This window comes from Geobacillus sp. YHL (assembly GCF_022341265.1).
Classification (GTDB): Bacteria; Bacillota; Bacilli; order Bacillales; family Anoxybacillaceae; genus Geobacillus; species Geobacillus thermoleovorans.
This window is the reverse complement of the sequence record NZ_JAEIGB010000011.1, coordinates 12,703-34,054: the sequence shown is the minus strand read 5'-3', so window position 1 is coordinate 34,054 and position 21,352 is coordinate 12,703. Positions and strand designations below refer to the sequence as shown.

The following is a 21,352-nucleotide window of genomic DNA, read 5'->3' as shown; positions in this document are numbered from 1 at the left end:
AAGCGAACGCCGGTGTGATGGAGCCGTGTTGACATTCGCTTGCTTGTTGCAATGAAGCGTGTCAATTTAATTCACGGTCACTTTTGCTTCGCCATAAATAGATGTCGCGTTGGCTTGTGTGTATGCTTCAGCATAGTAGAAAGACCCGTTTTCAGCTGTAAAAGATTTTTTTACTGTTTGTGATGGATAGGCTATTGCCGAAGCAACTGTTGAATCAGGCCACCAGCTGATTTGTTTTTTGGCATACCCTTGTACATAAAATGCTGGACCTGATGAAGAGACGGCCAATGTTCCAGAAGCCCCAGTAGCTTTCACTGGTGTTCCTGTGGCAGAACTAGCCCCCGGTGAAATATGCGCAATGGAAGTGCCGGCGGCATAAACAGATCCAGCAATGCTGAGAACCAACACTAAAATGAATAGTGGTAGCCCCTTAGCTTTCGTTTTACGTGCCTTATTGACAACCATCCTTCTCACCTCCTTTCAAGGGTAGTAATTTGGTAGAATCAAGTTGATAAATGGGTTTAGGAAGCATTGTGAATATTTTTTCTATTCGATTTGTAAAGATGAGATAATGTGCATTCGAAAAATCATCTTTTAAGAAATAATGAAACTGTTCTAAGTCTTCGAAGTCAAAGTGTTTCGTCGGCTGATCGAAAATGAAAACGGTGCGATTTAGCGACTGTCCAAGAGAAACAAGATAAATCAGCCGTTGAAACATCGTCAATGAATCGATGGATGCATGGGAAGGAAGGCGATATTTTTTCCATAGTGCCGATTGCTGAAAAGGACGATTCAGCCATATCGAAATATCTTGCAAACGATAGTTTCTCCACAGTTGGTGGTAGTTCTCAGGAATCACGAAAAATACGCTTTTATTCGTTTTTCCTCTTGCTTCCTGTTCATCGAAATGGATTTCCCCTTCATCGATAGGATGAAAGCCGGCAAGCGCTTTGGCGACAATATCTGTGCGAATGTGATTTTTGGCTAGAATGATGGATTGGGAAGGAAGATTGACGGAACAATGATGCAAAATCAGTTGGCGACGGTGCTTGAGGGTCACATTTTTCAATTCCATCATTTGTCTCCTTTCCCCCTTTCTTGCGCTAGTTGAATCAATATGTTTTCTTTTTCTTTTATGGATAGTGCCATGTAGTGCTCCCACGTTGTTGAGTCGATGGAGGATTTTTCCGCTATCCTGTTTCCATATCCGATAGATGGAATATGTAGTTTTTCCATTAAATATAAGCCGGCAAAGAGACTGATCTGTTCGTTTTCGAACAATCGGTATGGGATGAAAAACGCAGCCAACTCCTGAATATGTTTGGTTGCCGGGATGCCATTGACGTCCAAGAACGGATCAACATAAAACGTGTAGGTTCCGTCAGCCACCGTGCTGTCGTAGAGCGAAAGGTTTGTGGTGTTGATGCTTTTTGGGATGATTGAGACGCTCTTGACTTCTTTTGTGCAATAATCTGTATTTGCAAGATTCGGAAACAAGTGGCATAGCTCATTGCGGATGGAAACGAGTTGATGCTTCAATTCCATATAATTTCTTGTTGTAGTGAGAAATGGTTTATAAACAAGGAAACGAGTATGTTGCACTTGAATTTGTTTGTAAGGACCGTTGATCACGGAGAGACAAGGGAGATGGTCCCCATGCCAACGGTACTTTTCCTTTCCGACAATCATGTTGACTCGTGTGCATGTTTTCGTTTCTACATTGGAGTGAAGCGTTCCGGATGAGTTGATATCGTAAAGCGTTGAATCCATGGACTGCGGATACCAGTTGGCTTCAAATGGCAACAACGTGACGCCCGATGTCAACGGATAAAAGGTTGAGCCGAACGTATGTCGATAATAGATCGTCATGGATGGGGCACCGTTGGTCTGCACCTGAACAACGTTTCCTTGTTGTTGAAAGGGCAAACGCTTCCCTCCGCCTTGGATGTGATCGATTTGAAATTGCTCGTTGATCGAAAAACGAACGGTGCGTTCGTTCGGATGCAGAGAGAGTGTGGCTTTGATCGGATACGTGGATTTCGGATTCACCTCGATCTCCTTGATTTTCCAATATCCATACAACGGGATGTTCTTGGTTTGATCCTGATGTTTGATTTGTTGATAGAGTTTGGCGTCGTTTGCCAACAGAATGTCATCCAACTGGAATTTTGATTGTGCATGTTGAAGGAAAAATGTTACGAAAATAACGAGAGTCACACCAGCCGCAAGCCCCGCGAAGGATCGCCGCATGCTTCGAAAAATGCCATAAACGGCGATGGAAGAAAGGATATACGCCAACTTGATCAGCACGCGTTCTTTTTGAAAGGTTAGGCTGAATAACGGGTCAATGTAAGGCCAGCGATGGTTTATCCATAAGGAGAAGGATGGATTGCAATATTCCAAAGAAAACAGCACGATGATCCACAAAACAAACACACCAACGAGCAACATCGCTTTTTTGGAAGAATGATAGGCGTAAACAGCGCCTGCGGACAATCCGATCATCCACGCCCATAGAAATGGGAGAAGAAAATGAATCAAATACAACGGAAACAGAAAAGTGAAAAGATCCCAACCCGCTGAATAGTTGATCACCACCGCACCGGCGATGATCCCGGCCAAGGCCAGTTGCCAAGCGAAAAAACAAACAAACACGATCAAAGCTTGGCAGAAGACGATCGTTTGCGGGTTTGGCATGATGTCATTCATCGCGATCCAGTGAATCGGCGTCGAAGTGAACAACGATACATGCAAGCGGAAGCTGAAGAACAGCCAGACCGCCATTCCAATCGGAACCAAGTATTTCGTATATAAAATCCATTCCGCTGGATTAATCGTATGGGGATTGAGGCAAACAAAGATCAAAACCCCAGAAAATACGAATATGAAACTAGCTTCCGCTTTTAAGCGGGACGCCATTCTTGAAATGAACACCCATTTCATATGGAACGCCCTCTCTAATCATGAATTTGAAATGTTTGTAAAATTCAATGGCATTATAAAAAAAAAAAAGAAGATGTCAACCTTTTACATGGAAATTCACAGTATATTCACAAATAATAGGAAAATTGTATTGTCATGATGACGATTTTTGGCCAATTTTGCGTCTTTCGGTGTAGGGAGTGTTCATTGTGCGACGTGCTTTTTTCGACGCGCTGAACGAAGCGATCCGGCGGGAAATTGAGCGCGACGGGAAGACGATTTATGAGAAATCTCCGTCGTGAGCCTAGGCGGCCTGCCCCGCATGAGCGGGCGGCCGTTTTTTTTGTGTCCGGCGGCTGTAGGACGGGCGCGCACTATGTTAAAAAGGTGCAATTGCCACTCTTTGGATAAGGAAACAAAAAAGTAACTGAATTACTAACTTATTGTTGACTTTTTATTATTATTGGCATTATAATGCAGATAGAAAGTTTTTTGGTCAATACTTAAAGTAAGTAATGTTATTACTAAATAAAAATAATGAGGTGACTTTTAAATGGTGTATGAAAGAGAATTATCTCATTTCATGGATCAGTTGCGCAGCGAGGCGAATATAAGCGTGATCGATTCTGTGCAGACGATCGCGTCGATTGCAAGCGTGAAATTTTTAGAACTGGATAAGGAGCGTTACAGCCTTCCAGACGAACTCTCTTTAGGGGCGATTTTAAAAGAAGGAGCTTTTTTGGCGGAGAAGGTAAAGGCAGTTTTAAACGAAATAGAAGCACATGTCCCTTTCCTAAAGGGAGTATATGAGTTTTCCGACTTGTTTGGCCGATTAAGCAACAATACATTATATCATTTGTTGTCGCGGATTCATTCTTTTGCATTCACGAAAGAGCAGTGGAAACAATGGATTGAATCGTTGTTTGTGTACGCAGGCAATATGGCCGGGGTTGAAGGTGTAGAGCTGATCACGCCGGCTGGTGTTAATGAGCTGGGCATTCGCCTTTTAAATATGGAAGGAGGGGAGTTTTATGATGGTGCTTCAGGGCTGTCCGGCACGTTGTGCGCAGCAAGCGAATATGCACGGCGACATCATTGCGAAGTGGCGCTGTACGGTCAGGAAATCAACCAGCGAGCATGGGCGCTTGGAAAACTGCGTCTGTTATTTCACGACCGGACCGATGCTCATTTGGCCAAAGGAGATACGCTTACCGAGCCTGCATTTGTAGAGGGAAACAAGTTGAAAAAGTTTGATTACATTATGATGAATTTTCCGTTCGGCATGAGAATAAACAGCTATGAACAACTGATGAATGACCGTTATGATCGGTTTGTATACGGCCGATTGCCGCGAACGAGCGCTGACATGGCTTTCATTTTGCACGCTCTCTCTTCGTTGAAGGAAAACGGAAAAGCGGTTCTTGTCGTCACAAACGGAACGCTGTTTAGAGGAGGGCTGGAGGCGGTGATCAGGGAGCATTTATTGGCCGCCGATTTGATTGAGTCCGTGATCGCTCTGCCATCATCTTTGCTTGATGGTGCAGCCATTCAGATCAACCTTCTTGTGCTGAATAAAAACAAAAGTGCAGAGAGGGAAGGAAACATTTTATTCATTAACGCGGAAAATTATTATGGCGAACGGAGAAGAGGCAGAAGATATTTGCGCCAAGAAGATATCGACCGGATTGTGGCCATATATCATGAAGGGCTGGAGATCGATGAAGTAAGCAAATTCGTATCCGTCCGGGAGATTGAAGAAGCGAACCTTTTAAGCAACCGGTATTTGCAAAGCAGTGAATGGACGATCGAGCCGTACGGAAAAGTGAAGTTTTACCCTGATCACATAAAGAATTTGCCATGCGTACAACCATTGAAACGGATCGGCACTTTCTACCGCGGCATCAATATCTCAGCCAAAGACGCAGAAACAGAGAATGGGCCATATAAAGTGATTAAGTTATCTGACGTCCAAAATGGGGAGGTGTTGATCGATCAACTCGCGTCTTATGAAATTACAAACAATGCCAAAATTGAATCATATCTTGTCCAAGAAGGCGATGTCATTATATCGGTCCGGGGGGCGGGGATCAAAATAGCGGTCATCCCGCCGCATGAGGGGGATATACTGATTTCCCATAACTTTATCGGCATTCGTCCGCACCGCCATGTCGACCCATTTTACTTAAAGGTCTTCTTGGAAAGCCCTGTTGGGCAATATCTTCTTTTGAGCAAACAGGTAGGGACAAATGTCACGATTTTGAATATGAAAGATTTGGAGAACATTCCGATTCCAGTGCGGCCGTTCGAAGAGCAGAAGGAAATCATCATGTCCTATCTCGAAGAACAAAAACACATTCAAGACATGATGAAACAACTCGAGAAGCAACGGCTTGAATCGAGTTTAAAACTGTACGAAAAAATGGGAATTCGTTCGACGTTTACACTGATGCAATCGTAAAACTCAAAACGCCGCTCTCCCTGTTGTCGCCTGCCGATAGGCTGGATGACAGGGAGAGCGGGGCTATAGGAAATTAGTTCCTTAATGGCAAAGATTTTTATGGTAAAATGGACTCTGGGAATCAAATGACATATCGTGTCAAACGGGAAAGGAGCAGCGACAGATGGCGACGATCGGTTTTGAAGAAAAGTTATGGTCCGCAGCCGATAAGCTGCGAAACAATATGGATGCGGCAGAATATAAACACGTCGTCTTAGGACTTATTTTCTTAAAATACGTGTCTGATACGTTTCAAGAAAAATGGGAGGAACTGATGAAAGAAGATCCCGATTTTGCGGAAGACCGCGACGCGTATATGGCGGACGGAGTGTTTTGGGTGCCGGAAACGGCCCGTTGGAGCTATATAGCGGAACGTTCGAAGTCGCCGGAAATCGGAAAAATTGTCGATGAGGCGTTGGATGCGATCGAAAAAGAGAATGACAGTTTAAAAGGAGTGCTCCCGAAAAACTACTCCCGCCCTGAGTTAGACAAGCGCATTTTAGGGGAAATTATTGACTTGTTTTCCAATATTGACGTCGGCGGCAGCGGGGCAAAGGAAAAAGACGTCTTAGGGCGGGTGTACGAATACTTCTTAGGCAAATTTGCCGCCAGCGAAGGAAAAGGAGGAGGCGAGTTTTACACGCCGAAATGCGTCGTCAAACTGATGGTCGAAATGATTCAGCCGTTCAAAGGGTATGTGTACGACCCGGCATGCGGCAGCGGCGGGATGTTCGTCCAGTCGATGAAATTCGTCGAAGAACATGCGGGAAACAAGTTTGATATTTCCATTTACGGCCAAGAATCGAACCCAACGACATGGAAGCTCGCCAAAATGAACTTGGCGATTCGCGGCATTGAAAACAATCTCGGTCCGAAACATGCCGACACGTTCCATGAAGACTTGCATCCGACGTTAAAGGCGGATTATATTCTAGCCAATCCGCCGTTCAATGACAGCGACTGGGGGCAGCCGAAATTAATCGACGACCCGCGCTGGAAATTCGGAGTGCCGCCGGCCGGAAACGCCAACTACGCATGGCTGCAGCATATGATCGACAAGCTTGGCCAAAACGGAAAAGCCGCCGTTGTGCTCGCGAACGGCTCGCTGTCCTCGATGACGTCCGGCGAAGGGGAGATTCGCAAAAACATTGTCAACGCAGATTTAGTCGACGCGATCATCGCGTTGCCGGATAAATTGTTTTACACAACGCAAATCCCGGTGTGCATTTGGATTTTAAACCGCAACAAGAAACATCCGAGGAAAACGTTATTCATCGATGCGCGCAAATTCGGCCAGCTCGTCACCCGGAAGTTGCGAGAGTTGACGGATGAGGATATCCGCAAAATCGCCGATACGTATATCAATTGGCAAAACAACGAGAACTACGAAGACGTGCAAGGCTTTTGCAAATCAGCGACGATCGACGACATTCGCGAGCACAACTACATCCTCACGCCGGGCCGCTACGTCGGCATTGAAGAAGAGGAAGAAGACGGGGAATCGTTTGAGGAAAAAATGGAGCGGCTGACAGCGACATTGGCGAAGCAATTTCAAAAATCGCGCCAGTTGGAAGAAGAAATTCGCAAGCAGTTGGGGGGGATAGGGTATGAGATATGACGGGTGGAAAGAAACAAGGTTAATAGATGTTATAGACATAAACCCTAGAACCCCTTTAAGAAAAGGAACGTTGGCCAAAAAAGTGTCCATGCAACATGTTGCGGAGTTTACAAGAAAAATACAGTCATATGAAATTGCCGAGTTTACATCCGGTTCAAAATTTAAAAACGGTGATACTCTCCTTGCACGGATAACACCTTGTCTTGAAAATGGAAAAACAGCTTATGTCGACATCCTTGAAGATAATGAGATTGCTTTTGGCTCTACGGAGTTTATCGTGTTAAGAGCAAAGGAAGGAATAACCGATAGCAAGTTTGTATATTACTTGGCTATTTCACCAGAATTCAGAAATGTAGCAATAAAGTCCATGACGGGATCATCCGGCAGACAAAGGGTGCAGAGCGACGTCTTGGCTAATACCGTTATTTGTTTGCCGCCATTACAGGAGCAAAAGAGAATAGCAAATCTGTTGTCTGCAATTGACGACAAAATTGAACTCAACAACGAAATGAACAAAACGCTTGAAGAACTAGCCCAAATGCTTTTTAAACGTTGGTTTGTTGATTTCGAGTTTCCAAATGAAAACGGCGAACCGTACAAATCAAGCGGCGGGAAGTTTGTCCAAAGCGAGTTGAGGATGATACCCGAGGGGTGGAGAAGTGGTACTTTAGGTGAATTAATAAAAATATCCAGCGGAAAAAGACCATTAAAAAAGTCTAAGGAAAAGACTGAAGAGTTTTTAATCCCTTTAATAGGTGCATCTAGCGTAATGGGATACGTTAAAGAGGTACTATACGATGAAAAAATTCTAATTATTGGACGAGTAGGGACACATGGTGCAGTACAAAGATACCAAAAGAAATGTTGGCCTTCAGACAATACACTAGTGATTAAATCAAGTTACTACGAGTATATTTATCAATTGTTAAAATCTATTGACTATGCTCAGCTCAATCGGGGTTCCACACAGCCGCTTATTACTCAAACAGATGTAAAGAACGTGAAAATAATAATTCCATCAAAAGAGGTGCTGGAAAAATACGAGCTACTAGTCGGAACACTATTTAATAAAGTAGAGAAATCCTTGGAAGAAAATGTGTCTCTTTCTGCTTTACGCGACACCCTTCTTCCCAAACTTATGTCCGGAGAAATTCGTGTCGTTGACGCCGAACGGGAGGTGGAAGTGTGTTTACAGAAGAGCAGCTAGAGCAAGCCGTCATTGAATATTTTCAAGAGCTCGGCTACCCATATATGCCAGCGAAGGAGTTAAAGCGAGATAAAAAGGACGTTTTATTGCTTGACCGTTTGGAAGAAGCGTTAGTGAAATTGAATCCAGAAGTGCCTGTTGAGATCATTCGCGAGGTGATGCGCAAAATCCACTATTTTGAAACGAATGACGTGCTTACAAACAACAAAATGTTTCATAAGTACTTAACAGAAGCGGTAGTAGTGCCTGAGCTTGTGAATGGAGAGACGGTTTACCATCATGTTCGACTCATCGATTGGGAAACGCCAGAAAACAACGATTTTCTCGTTGTCAACCAATTGGAAGTCATTGAAAAAGGACAGGAGAAAATTCCAGACATCGTGCTGTATGTCAACGGTCTTCCCCTTGTTATTGCAGAGTTAAAAAGCACGTCACGCGAAGAAGTCGATATTGAAGATGCATACAAGCAGCTAAAAAATTATATGAACGTCCACATCCCTTCATTGTTCTACTACAATGCGTTTCTTGTCATTAGTGACGGGGTTCAGGCGCGCGCGGGAACAATCACCGCGCCGCTTGACCGGTTTATGGCTTGGAAAAAGATCAATATCGAAGATGATGTCATAGAAAACCGGGAGTTAGAAACGTTAATATTCGGCTTGTTCGAGCCAAAACGCTTTTTGGATGTCATCAAAAACTTTACGCTATTTGCAAACGAAGCAAAAATAATGGCGGCGTATCACCAATATTACGGCATGAAGAAAGCAGTGGCTTCTACGATCCAAGCCATTCATACAGATAAACGTGCAGGAGTCATTTGGCATACGCAAGGAAGTGGCAAAAGTTATTCGATGGTGTTTTTGGCGGGAAACTTAGTCAGACAGGAACAGTTGAAAAATCCAACCATTGTCGTGATCACCGATCGCAACGATTTAGACGGACAGTTATTTGAAACGTTTTGCGAGGCGAGTGAATTTTTACGGCAAACACCATTACAAGCGGAAACGCGCAGCCATTTGAAAGAGTTGTTGGAACATCGGAAAACGGGCGGCATCGTTTTTTCAACGATTCAAAAGTTTGAAGAAGAAACCGGCTTGCTTTCTGAACGGGAAAACATCATCGTGATGGTTGACGAAGCCCACCGCTCCCAATACGGCGTTGATCCGAAATATGATATCGAAACGGGGGAGCAAAAGTACGGGTATGCGAAATATTTGCGTGAAGCGTTGCCGAATGCGACGTATATCGCATTTACAGGGACGCCGATTGAAACGACCGATCGATCGACGACCGGCTTGTTCGGCGATGTCATTGATGTGTATGATATGACCCAAGCGGTGGAAGACGGGGCGACGGTCAAAATTTATTACGAATCTCGCTTGGCGAAAGTGAAATTGGACGAGAAGAAAATGAATGAAATTGACCAAGAATATTGGCGCATGCAAGTTCACGAAGGCGTCGGCGACTATATTATTGAACAAAGCCAAAAAAGCTTGAGCCGCATGGAGCAAATCATAGGCGACCAAGACCGAATTCGCGAAGTCGTCACGGACATTATCCACCATTACGAGGAGCGCGAACATCTTGTCAAAGGAAAAGCGATGATCGTTGCTTATTCGCGCAACACCGCGTTTGCAATGTATAAAGAGATCATGCGTCAACGTCCGGACTGGAAAGACAAAGTGAAAATTGTCATGACCGAAAACAATCAGGATCCGGAGGAGCTCGCGAAGCTTGTCGGAAATAAACAAACGCGGAAACAGCGGGAAAAAGAATTTAAAGATGTCGATCATCCGTTTAAAATCGTCATTGTTGTTGATATGTGGCTCACCGGTTTTGACGTGCCGGCGCTCGATACAATGTATATTGACAAGCCCATGAAGGCGCATAACTTGATGCAAGCGATCGCTCGCGTCAACCGCGTTTATCCGGGGAAAACAGGCGGATTGATTGTTGATTACATCGGCTTAAAGAAAAATTTAATGGAAGCGTTGCAAACGTATACGAAGCGCGACCAAGATAAAGTGCAAGAAAATACCCAAGCCCGCGACATCGCGTTAAACATCCTCGAAGTGTTGCACAATATGTTCCATTCGTTTGATTATCGCGCCTTTTTCGGTGATAGCGACAAAAAGCGTTATGAAGTCATTCGCGACGGAGCAGAATTTGTGCAGCAAACGGAAAAACGAAAATCGCTGTTTATGACGGAAACGAAAAAGCTAAAAGATGTTTATAAAATTTGCACCGGCTTGCTTTCGAAAGAACAAAAAGAGGAAATTTCCTATTTTATCGCTGTTCGTTCCTTTATTATGAAATCTTCGCGAACAGGCACACCTGACTTAAAAGAAGTGAATGAACGAATCGCGAAAATGTTGGAAGAAGCGATTTTGGAAGATGAAGTGATGGTGTTGACCCAAGCGGTTTCATCGGAAAGTTTCGATTTGTTGAATGAGGAGAACATCAAAAAATTACGCGCCTTGCCGCAAAAAAATATTGCGTCGACCATTTTAATGCGCGTATTAAAGCAAAAATTGCAAGATGTGAAAAAGACAAACATGACGGTGAGCCAAACATTTTCCAAACGTTTTGAAAAAATATTAGAAAAATACAACAATCGAAATGATTACACGGATGTGTATGAAGTATTTGAGGAATTGCTTAAATTTAAAGAAGAGTTGCAGGCGGCGATTGAAGAAGGGAAACAGCTTGGCTTAACCGAGGAGGAGAAGGCGTTTTTCGACGTGTTAGGTTCTGACCCGGATATAAAAAAATTAATGGAAGATGAGATATTAATTCAAATCGCAAAGGATTTGGCGAAAACGGTAAAGGAAAACCGGACGCACGATTGGGATAAAAAAGTGCAAGCCCAAGCGCGCATGCGCCTTGAAATTAAGAAGGTGCTGCGCAAGTACGATTATCCGCCAAATAAACAGCCGAAAGCGGTGGAAGATGTGCTTGAGCAGGCGAAGCTGCAGTGCATGAATATGTAAGGGGATCAATCGGTGCTTTGAGGAGAGACAGTTATGGAGAATATGCTGTCTCTCCCCGCGAAATTCATCGTTTTGTCGCATTAGCAATAGTTTATTGAAGTGGTCAAGATATAAAACAACATCCAGTCATTTTTGTAAGGGGTTCTGTTCATATGGAAAGAGCATTTAACCCGTTAGGACAACTTGTTCATGCGAAAAACGCACATAAGTATGGGGTTGTCTATACGTGTCCATGCTGCGGCGCGAGAGTATTTAAAGCAGAAGGAAGGGTGCAGTCCGCTCACTTTCGTCACGAACGCGGGCAAGGGTCTGAACGATGCGAACTTTATGTTCAACGTTTGTCAGGTTCATCCCATCTTCATGATTATTCAGTGATGATAAGCCGCCCCTTTATTACATTTGAACCATTGGAACGTGATTGGGAGCTTTTTATTACCTTTCCTTATTTAACGCCTTCTCAAGCGATGCAATGTGACGTGCATCATTTGCACTTTAAAATAAAATGCAATGAAATGAATTCCTTTATTTCCTCTGCACAGCTTTGGCCTAACTCTAGTGAAAATAAACTGTGGATTGTTCCGAAACAGGGCTACAGTTTTTCTTTTGCGACTAGAAAAGATGAAAAATGTTATGAGAAACTCGGCTTGTTTTGGCCTGAATATATTAAAGGGTTTCAAAACCATACATATTTGTTTCGGCCAATAAACCAAAGCTTTTGCATGATTGAGCCTAGAGAACTATCACTGAGTGACACGTTTTATATGATGTCACGGAAAAAAATAGAGTTTCCGAGGGAAATGGATGTAACACCATTAAATCAAAAGTATGGATGGTTTGCCTATAAAATCCGTCTTCCTTTTCTATTGGCGGAGCCGTTAATAGAGTGGTTTCGGCAATTTGGATATGACTTGAAACCGCCGTATTATTATTTGGATATAGTCGCCCCTTCAGTTTTTGGAAGAAAAGGCGAAGCGATGTTAATCGGAACAGGAAAATGTAGAATCCAAATATCTTTTCGTGACTTTCAACTGCAAAAGTACAGCCTAGTTCATATTCAACCGGATTATACGAGTCGGGAATATCCGCTGTCGAGTTCTTATGTTGACATTATATTGCATAAAAAGGGTTTTCATACTTTTTATATTAAAAAACATGAAGGAAAGATGTTACATCTATTTTATGATCCAAACGCGAACCCATGTTTTTCGGAACGATTGGAATCCGGGGTTGTGGTTGACCAGCGGACATTGGCGCTGTGTGAGGAAAAGAGCATCTTGAAATATACAACGGTTTCGGTAACAGATCCTCTTTTGTTTCCTTACTGGATCAAAGAAAAAAATCGGTTTGCCAGAGAGCTCAGTCAAGGGGGAGAGTTTTTTCATCCATCTGTTGAGAAGCTTTTTATTCCTGGGGTTTGGGCGTTTGACTTTTCTGCTCAAGAGATGCGCGATTTAGCCCATCCCGATTGGCGCAAAGTTTTATTGGCGTATATGCAGCTTGAGCAAACAAAGTGTTGTTGGATTTCAAATGAACAATATCGTTTCCTAGAGTTTTTGTTGCAAGATGTAGGGGATAAAATGTTGCGGGCAAAACTAGCCTACTATGTAAAGACGTATCGAAACAAGGTTCCAAAAATAGTAAAGGAATTTATTGATGGGAGGAGATCGTCGTGAAGACGGTATTTGGGATTGTCGAAAAAGAAAGAAAGCCAAATAAAAAATATGTGTTTGTTAAAGTTTTAGCGGAATATCGCGATCACCAGTTAATTGAGGTTCAGGAAGCACGATTGCATTATCCAAGTGAGGGGGAAGTGATATGGTCTCCTGCTCCTGAAGACATTCACGCAGGGAAAGTGGGATTTTATACAATCGAAGAAAGAAATGAGGAAGACTACGCAGGAAGACTTGTATATTCAAAGTTTATCGTAAGAAAAGAATTGGAGAATTTAAAATATTATGAGGTATTTCCGATACCGTTTTCACTTGCGCAAAATCATGACATTGTTTATTTGATTCAGAACGGGTTTGATGCCCCGCAGCAGTTTAGTTCAGAAATTTTACTCTTAACGAACGATGATTATTTAGTTGGACCTTACCGTGTCAAACAGACAAAAGAACAAAAATGGGTGATTGATTCGTCCGACGATAAGTTGCTCGAAATACGAAAAAAAGGGATGCATCTCGTTAAATATAATGATAAGAACGTCGGGATCGAACGATACTTTGTATCGGCGATGCTAGCGAGCCCTGTCGAAGATTATCTCGATTGTGCCACTAACGATCGGATTATGCGTTATGCTTTAAAAACGTTGAAAGACCAGCAACAGGTTCAGGAAATTTCACGAAAAGTCATCAGTCAGCTATCTGAATTGGTTAGCGATCTCCCTCCGCAAGTTCGTTATGAGCGCATTATGCGAGCCATTGAGTTGTTGGCTAAATATCAAATAACAAAGGAAGACATTGGTCAATTTGAGGAAGAATTATTACAGTACCCAGCGATTCAAAGGAAAATAGAGGATAAATTAGAGGAAAGGTTTGCTGCGGAGAAAGCAAGAATCGAAGATGAGCATCGAAAAGTATTGAACGAAACAGAACAGCTGCGTAGAAAAAAAGAGCATTTGCTCGTTGAGATGGAAGAGATCGAAAGACAGATAAAGGAAACGGAAGAAAGATTAAAAAAAGCCGATGAAGCATTGGAGTTAAAGATCAAGGAAATGAAAGATAACATTTTCCGGACTTTGGCTGATTTACTCCCTTTCGCAAATTTAGGGTTAAATGTCTCCACGCATAACGAATCAAACGATCGAAATCATTCGCAATGGGTGGTGAAGGATGTTGATGAAACAACAGTTTATTATGAAGATATAAATCATTTAATGACATCCATTGCAGAAAACCTATGCATGATTGGCATGCAGGAGAATAAAGCATGGTTGACAGCGAAAACGATCATCGGAGCGATTTTGTTTCGTAAACCAGTCGTGGTCAAAGGAGAATTTAGTTTTGAACTGTCACAGGCAATCGGCTGGGCGGTTGCAGGAAACGATCATCTAACGGTTTTTCCAGATATAAAGAATTTTACTAATAAAACGTTGATCAATTGCTTTTCTCGTTATACACGGCCTGACTGTGTAAAGTCTCTTCATTTATGCCAAATTGAAAATTCGCCCGCTGAATTGTATTTACAATCGTTTCTCGACTATTGGCGCGTGTCTATTGATGAGTCGTTGCCAGAATTGATTTTGATAAGCATAAAAGAAGAAAGTGAGTTGACCGATTCGTTCATTCAAAAGCTATCGTTTTCGCCTGTGATCAGCGCAGACGAAATGACGACAACTCCTGATATTCTCTCATTAAGAAAGACACATCGCTTAGTCTTCGGCTCCATCCCTGCACATTTACTTGTAGAAGGTAAAATATTAAAGGAGAAATCCAGTGAGTTCAACAATTTTTTGGAAATTGTGCAAGAAGTCATGTCGTTTACGAAACAAAAAGAAGCATTTAAAAAATGGTTTCGGTTATTAGAGGATGAACGGCTCGAGGAAGAAGCTGTGTCTGTATGGGTCGTCAAGGTGCTACTGCAGCCGTATGTTGCCCGTGAGCAGGCAAAGAAGATCTTAGAAGAGTTTGACAGCGAGAATATTTTGATTTAGTAAGGGGGTGGAGCTCGAGAGATGTTGACAGATGCATGGAAGAATACAATTATACAATTTAGACAAATAAAACGTCATGTCCTTTCTTTGGTGCACTTTTATGCATTCGAGGACTATAAAATGAACCCGGTGCATTTTCAGCGGCTTATCCCGCCTTTGCAAAGATTGCTAAAGGGGCGCTTTTTTGAAGATCTTCGAAACGTTATGAAAGAAGAAGATCAAACCGAAGCACAGTCATTGCTCGAACTGTTATCTGGTTTGGGGGAAATATTGAAGCTTGCCAATGGATATTATTTGCCGTTGCCCCCGCGCTGTGTCGAACTTCCCGTGTCTAAAAGCTTGGTTGTGCTTAGCAACCCTGAAGGAAAGAGCGACAAGTATTACGGGTGCGGCAGCGGTTATATGGAAGAGGGCAGTCATGTTCCAACGTTGATGATTGACGAATGGATGCCTTCACCGACTGTAAATGAATTTATTGAAACGCTCAAATTGCAGAACTCAGTAAAACTAAACGATGAACCAACAGAACTATTTTTGCCTCAAAAACGGCGCAAATGGCACCCATTTCAAATGAATCTTGCATCAAAGTCTGATTGTTATATTGCTAGGTATGCATTAAAAAACAGTCAACCGCTCTACTTTTGGGTTGAGAACATGGGGAGGGGTGATGCGCGTTATTACAAGATACCCGAATATTATTTAGAAACGGCCAAGTATGCCTTAGAGTATAAGGCTCAGGTGAAAACAACGATAAAGTGTGCAAAAATTCGTGAGGATGTTATTTATGTCCGTCTTTTTAAAAAGTTTCCTGTGTTTGAACAAAAGATGGCGATGCTTTTTTGTTTCCCGCTTTCCTTTATCAAACCGATTGAGTGGATTGTGCCTTTGTGGCATTATTCAGATTTTATTTGGGTTTTGCGGCGCTTGGGGATTGATGAGGATTCAATACGATGGGAAGGAGTCGAAATGGGATGATGGAATTTACCATTAACTCCGTTTCTGCACGGCTGCATCAAAAATTGCGCGAATATATTGAAGCGCAATATCCAATCAGCCATCCCTCTTTGCTGTTAGAGCGCAGAGAGTTATTGGATTCACCAGGGGTCATTTCGAAGGAGCCGTATATTGAGGCCACTCCTGTTTATGAGCTGGGGCCTGCCTATGAGCAGATGAATTTGCCTGCTCATTGCAAAGAAGCAATGACTTATTTTTCGGAGTTGTCTCCTAGTGTAGGAATTTATAAGAGGCCGTACGTCCATCAGCAGGAGGCGCTTGAATCATTTTTAGTGGATGGACATGATTTAGTTGTAGCGACTGGAACCGGCTCAGGTAAAACGGAATCATTCTTACATCCCATTTTAAACTCATTAATTGATGAAGGATTTAATAGAAGGGAACAGTTTCAAACACATGCGGTTCGGGCGTTAATACTATATCCGATGAATGCGCTAGTCAGCGATCAAATCACAAGATTGCGCCAGCTTTTTGGTGATGAGAGAGTGTCCAAGTACTTTCGGGATCATTTCGGTCGTCATCCATTATTTGGTATGTACACATCAAGAACACCTTACCCGGGAGAGCGGACAAAGGAAAAAGACGACTACCAGTTGAAGGAGATTATTGACTATTATTTGGATATTGAAAAGAATCGGCCGCAGCTGGCGCTGGAAATGAAAAAAAGAGGCAAATGGATAGCGAAAAATTTAACAAACTTCCGTTCAGGCAAAAGAGGCGACTGGAAATCTCGATATTTGACCTCTCCTGACGACCGGGAATTGTTTACTAGACACGAGATGCAAACGACTCCCCCGGATATTTTGGTAACGAACTATTCCATGCTGGAGTATATGTTGATGCGCCCGATTGAGCGGCCAATTTGGGAGAAAACAAGACAATGGCTTGCAGAAGATGAAGCGAACACATTGATTCTAGTGCTTGATGAGGCGCATATGTACCGAGGAACGAGCGGTGCAGAGGTGGCTCTACTCATTAGAAGGCTGCAGGCAAGATTAGGAATTACACGCGATCGATTGCGCTGCATTCTAACGAGTGCAAGTTTGGGCGCGGAGGATGATGATTCGGCGGCTATTGAATTTGCTGAACAATTAACGGGTAAACTGAAAAAACGTTCGTTTAAGTTGATCAAAGGAGTGAAAGAAAAAAGAAAGCCCGGAAGAATTGGCACGACAGAAGAGGCCTATGCATTCGCCTTGCTAGACAGCGAGCAGTTTACCAATCGCATTCATCAGTACGATACATTGCGGTCGAATCTCCAGGCTGTAGCAAAGCGGCTTGGATGGGGAGATGTCCCACATAATTTAGATGAGTTGCCGTCGTATCTATATAAAAGTTTAGACGGATTTGGACCGCTCGAATTAATTATTGAACAAATAAGCGGAAATGCTAAAAAGTTCAGCGATATTGCCAAGTTGGTATTTCCAAGTGTCGATATGAAAATGGCCCAAAAAGCGACGAGCCATTTATTAATGTTGGCCAATGCAGCTAAAAATAATGAGCGAGTGTTATTGCCGGTAAGGATCCATTTATTCTTTAAAGGTGTATCAGGCATTTATGTCTGCACCAATCCGAAATGTGAGGAAAAAAGAGTAAAAGGAAACGATTCGATTTTAGGAAAAATGTATGATTCTCCGAAATTACAATGTACTTGCAGCAAGGAAGCAAGGGTCTACGAATTGCTTACCCATCGAAAATGTGGAACAGCATTTATTCGAGGGTATATATCGAAAAAGGACCGCAACTACTTATGGGCTGAAAAAGGGAAAGGCATTGTTGGCGAGGAGTTGACAGAGATTCATTTGCTGGTTGAACCGCCCCATGAAAAAATACAAAAAGGAGAACGATCGGTGCGTCCTGTATGGCTCGATATCAGGACGGGATATTTAATGAAGTCGCCGCCGGAAGATCCTGAAGGTTATCTAAAATTGTATTTGCCTCATGATGAGGCAAATAAGAACAAAAAGAAAAAGCAAACAATTACATTCCAACAATGTCCGTGCTGTATGAGAAAAGTGCAGGGAACGATTACGGACTTAAAAACAAAAGGTGAGCAGCCTTTTGCTAATTTAGTTCGCGAGCAATTTTTATTGCAACCTCCGGTAAAGCTGAATAAACAATTGCCTAATGAGGGACGGAAAGTGCTGCTGTTTTCTGACGGACGCCAAAAGGCTGCACGTCTTGCCAGGGATATTCCCCATGAAGTAGAGCTTGACTCTTTTAGACAGTCCATTTTATTGGCGGCTCAAAAATTAATTGATCAAGATATTGAACCGAAACTGAGCGGCGCTTTATATTGTTCGTTGTTGCAAGTGATTGATGAGCATAAATTATACTTTTTTGAAGGACAGGATCGAAAATCGTTGGCCTATCATGTTCAAATTTTACATGAGGATTTTGATGGCGACTATGAGGAGCTGATTGAAAACGGCGACATTGAACTGCTGCCTCGTTTCAAAACAGAACTTCTTCGCCAGCTTTGCCATCCACTCTACTCGGTTTATACAACGGCCACAGGCTACGTAGAGCCTGTTAAAAGAGAAATGGCAAGAGTAGAAAGAAAGCTAAAAGAGATATTGTCGAAGGAAGACATTTATGTACTGACTATGCTGTTCATTCAAGAAATGTTGGATAGAGTGGCCATAGATTCAACCATTCATTTCTATGAGAGGCTGAAGATTAGAGGGTTCGGGGGCGATGATTGGGGAGTTGAGAAAGGTTATATACCGAAAAACTTAGAGAATATCATTCATCTTTATGTTCAAAGTGAGGAGCATAAGAAGGAAATTGTCGATGCATTGTTTAAATTGTGTACAGAATCGGAAGGGAGATATTATTTATCCCCTAGAAAATTAAAACTGATTCCCGGCATTTATACAACTTGGTATAAATGCAATGATTGCAAAGAAATGAATATCGTTGCAGCAAAAAACAAATGTGTGAATTGTTTATCGGAAAATATCGAGATATTAGACGTGAACAGTAAACGGTTGGATTCAGAAAAAGGATTTTGGCGTTCACCTATACAAAAAATATTGACAAACCATGAGAAAATTTCGAACATCACCGTTGAAGAGCATACCGCTCAACTGTCGCAAAAGGATGCGAAAATAGCGATCGCAACAACAGAAGAGTACGAATTGCGGTTCCAAGATATCATATTAGATGTTTTAGAAGGACCTGTCGATATTTTAAGCTGTACAACCACAATGGAAGTCGGCGTCGACATCGGTTCACTGACTGCCGTTGGACTACGAAATGTTCCGCCACAACGGGAGAACTACCAGCAGCGTGCGGGACGTGCTGGACGGAGGGGAACGGCTTTATCGACCGTAGTTACTTATGCCCAGGGAGGGCCGCACGATTATTATTATTTTCAACAGCCTGAAAAAATGATCAGCGGTTCGGCTCGCAAACCCATTGTTTATATTGATAATAAAAAAATCACCAAAAGGCATTTGAACGCATTTCTCATTCAAACGTATTTTCATGAAAACGTTTCTACAAGTGCCGTTGCGTCAAGCATTCTCAGCAGTTCGTTAGGTGATACAAAATCATTTTTTGAAGGTACTCCGCCTTTTAATTATGAGCAGTTTAAAAAATGGCTGAATGACAATATCGCCTGTCGTTTTCGCGACTATCCGGTGATTTTTGACTTGATTCCGGATGAGGTTGTTTCGACAGAAGGAATATTAGGCGGGGATATGGTAGAGCGAAAATGGTATATTGTTAAGGAAGCATGTAATGAGCTAGTAAGCGAGTTGGAACGGAATTATGAGAAAGTCAAACATACAATACAACCCATCGATGGTGACGATATAGCGGAAGTAAATCCGAACGATAAATTTCTCGATTTTTTGTTCAATCACGGCTTGCTTCCAACCTATGCATTTCCACAAGATTTATGCAGTTTTTACATCGAAGGGAAGGATGAAAGAACGGGGAGAATAATCGTTAAACAACGACCGCAATTGGAGATAAACAGAGCGTTGAGCGAGTATGCGCCAGGAAGACAAATTGTTGTTGATAAGAAAACATATCGAATAGGGGGAATTTATGTACCTAATCCACACGATCCGTTAAAACCGGCTAAAGATTTGTTGCTTGACAGTTTGCCGGTTATCACCTATTGTGAATCGTGCTTATTTGTTTCTTTGGATCCAATCCAAACGAAAAAATGTTCAGTGTGTGGTGGTGAGTTGAAAAACAGTCCGTTGTTGCGACCAACGGGGTTTTCGCCTGAGAAAGGGATGGAGGTGAAGGAAGGAGATAGGGAGCAGGAATTCACCTATGCAGTTCCTCCTCAGTTACCTATTCCTGTGTCTGGCGAAAAACTAAGTTTGAAGGCTTATTCAGGTTCAGAGCGGCTTCAATATGCTAATGAGATGAACAAACAGCTTATCGTCATGAATAAAGGGACGGATCGACAGGAAGGATTCGAAATCTGCACGGATTGTGGGGCTATTTGGCCAGCAGGGGAGAGTGAACATAAATTGGCCCATGATGTACCTTACAGGTTGAAAACACATCTTGGTCAAAGGGATAGCCGCTGTAGAGGAAGTATTATGAAAGTGTTTCTTGGGAATATATTTAACTCTGATTTATTACTATTGCGGATGAGTTTTGATGAAAAAGTCGATTTTCACCCGAATCATCAATGGGTTCATGACGGTTTGAAGACGATTGGCGAGGCGCTCGTATTGGCTGCAAGCCGGGTATTGGACATCGATTATAATGAGTTACTGTCAGGATATCGCATTCTTCCATTAGAGACAAAAAGTCCACAACATCTGTATCAAGCCGATGTTTACCTGTTTGATACTTTATCCGGAGGAGCGGGGTATTCACACATTGCAGGGGAAATGCTCCCTGATATTATTAAAATGGCAAGGGAAATTTTGCATGAATGCGAAAACCATTGCGAGACATCTTGCTATAAATGCTTAAGACATTACTCCAATCAATTTTATCATCATCAGTTAAATCGTTTTGTCGCCCTAGAGTTGCTTGATTATATCGTTAAAGGTGAATTGAAGGCATTAACATTAACGGAACAACAAAAAGTGTTGGCCCCCATTAAGCGCATGTTAGAAATACACAATGAAAAATTCGAGGAATTCGAAGAAGGGGGACGATATCTCATTAAAGTCAAATCGAAAGGGAATCGCTTAATTGGCGCAAAAAATAATATAGAAAGGATGTTGGTATGCGCATACAGCCAGCCTGCTATTGCGTATGTTTCGGCTTATGAAGTTTTGCATGATTTGCCCAATGTATATTTAAATGTTGTAGAAGGCAAACAACAGTTGCTCGTTTGAGGACGGTTAGAATCAATGCTAATCGCTCAAAAAGAGGAATGGATTTATTTAGGATATACTCAACTCACGCAACGCAACGGCTCATGTGTATAACGAGGAAGATTATGAGTAGATCAAAAACCGAATTGTATCGG

At 42.5% G+C, this 21,352-nt stretch carries 12 protein-coding genes; 9 read left to right on the top strand and 3 right to left on the bottom strand.

Annotated features, from left to right (window positions below; all coding sequences use genetic code 11):
* Nucleotides 1-66: 66 nt before the first annotated feature.
* From JCR24_RS11055 to JCR24_RS11045, 3 genes are read right to left on the bottom strand one after another with little or no spacing between them, the layout of a single operon-like run.
* Nucleotides 67-465, bottom strand: a complete 399-nt coding sequence (locus JCR24_RS11055; protein WP_020756660.1) for a hypothetical protein — start codon at nucleotides 463-465, stop codon at nucleotides 67-69.
* Complete coding sequence (locus tag JCR24_RS11050) at nucleotides 452-1,078, bottom strand: P-loop NTPase family protein (RefSeq protein WP_238980624.1); 627 nt, start codon at nucleotides 1,076-1,078, stop codon at nucleotides 452-454. Before JCR24_RS11050 ends, JCR24_RS11055 begins: the two co-directional genes overlap by 14 nt.
* Nucleotides 1,075-2,943: a DUF2339 domain-containing protein gene (locus tag JCR24_RS11045; RefSeq protein WP_238980623.1), complete on the bottom strand. Its 1,869-nt coding sequence runs from the start codon at nucleotides 2,941-2,943 to the stop codon at nucleotides 1,075-1,077. Before JCR24_RS11045 ends, JCR24_RS11050 begins: the two co-directional genes overlap by 4 nt.
* Before the next feature lie 188 nt (nucleotides 2,944-3,131).
* On the opposite strand from JCR24_RS11045, the gene JCR24_RS11040 reads away from it, so the two are divergent.
* From JCR24_RS11040 to JCR24_RS11000, 9 genes are all read left to right on the top strand, one after another.
* Nucleotides 3,132-3,224, top strand: coding sequence for a hypothetical protein (locus JCR24_RS11040; RefSeq protein WP_021322083.1), 93 nt, complete (start codon nucleotides 3,132-3,134; stop codon nucleotides 3,222-3,224).
* Between the two features lie 251 nt (nucleotides 3,225-3,475).
* Nucleotides 3,476-5,380 carry an N-6 DNA methylase gene (locus JCR24_RS11035; protein ID WP_238980622.1) on the top strand — a complete coding sequence of 635 codons (1,905 nt, stop codon included), beginning with the start codon at nucleotides 3,476-3,478 and terminating at the stop codon, nucleotides 5,378-5,380.
* 163 nt (nucleotides 5,381-5,543) lie between these two features.
* Nucleotides 5,544-7,037, top strand: coding sequence for a class I SAM-dependent DNA methyltransferase (locus JCR24_RS11030; RefSeq protein ID WP_081209292.1), 1,494 nt, complete (start codon nucleotides 5,544-5,546; stop codon nucleotides 7,035-7,037).
* Entirely contained in the window at nucleotides 7,027-8,244 is a 1,218-nt protein-coding gene (locus JCR24_RS11025; protein WP_238980621.1) for a restriction endonuclease subunit S, read from the top strand. The genes JCR24_RS11030 and JCR24_RS11025 overlap by 11 nt, the downstream gene beginning before the upstream one ends.
* Nucleotides 8,223-11,234 carry a type I restriction endonuclease subunit R gene (locus tag JCR24_RS17555; RefSeq protein WP_238980620.1) on the top strand — a complete coding sequence of 1,004 codons (3,012 nt, stop codon included), beginning with the start codon at nucleotides 8,223-8,225 and terminating at the stop codon, nucleotides 11,232-11,234. The genes JCR24_RS11025 and JCR24_RS17555 overlap by 22 nt, the downstream gene beginning before the upstream one ends.
* Before the next feature lie 152 nt (nucleotides 11,235-11,386).
* Nucleotides 11,387-12,907, top strand: a complete 1,521-nt coding sequence (locus JCR24_RS11015; protein ID WP_238980619.1) for a competence protein CoiA family protein — start codon at nucleotides 11,387-11,389, stop codon at nucleotides 12,905-12,907.
* Nucleotides 12,904-14,886 carry a hypothetical protein gene (locus tag JCR24_RS11010; protein ID WP_238980618.1) on the top strand — a complete coding sequence of 661 codons (1,983 nt, stop codon included), beginning with the start codon at nucleotides 12,904-12,906 and terminating at the stop codon, nucleotides 14,884-14,886. Before JCR24_RS11015 ends, JCR24_RS11010 begins: the two co-directional genes overlap by 4 nt.
* 21 nt (nucleotides 14,887-14,907) lie before the next feature.
* Nucleotides 14,908-15,861 (top strand): hypothetical protein, encoded by a 954-nt coding sequence (locus JCR24_RS11005; RefSeq protein WP_238980617.1) that lies wholly within the window; start codon nucleotides 14,908-14,910, stop codon nucleotides 15,859-15,861.
* On the top strand, nucleotides 15,858-21,218 hold the full coding sequence (locus JCR24_RS11000; protein WP_238980616.1) for a DEAD/DEAH box helicase: 5,361 nt from the start codon (nucleotides 15,858-15,860) through the stop codon (nucleotides 21,216-21,218). Before JCR24_RS11005 ends, JCR24_RS11000 begins: the two co-directional genes overlap by 4 nt.
* Nucleotides 21,219-21,352 lie beyond the last annotated feature (134 nt).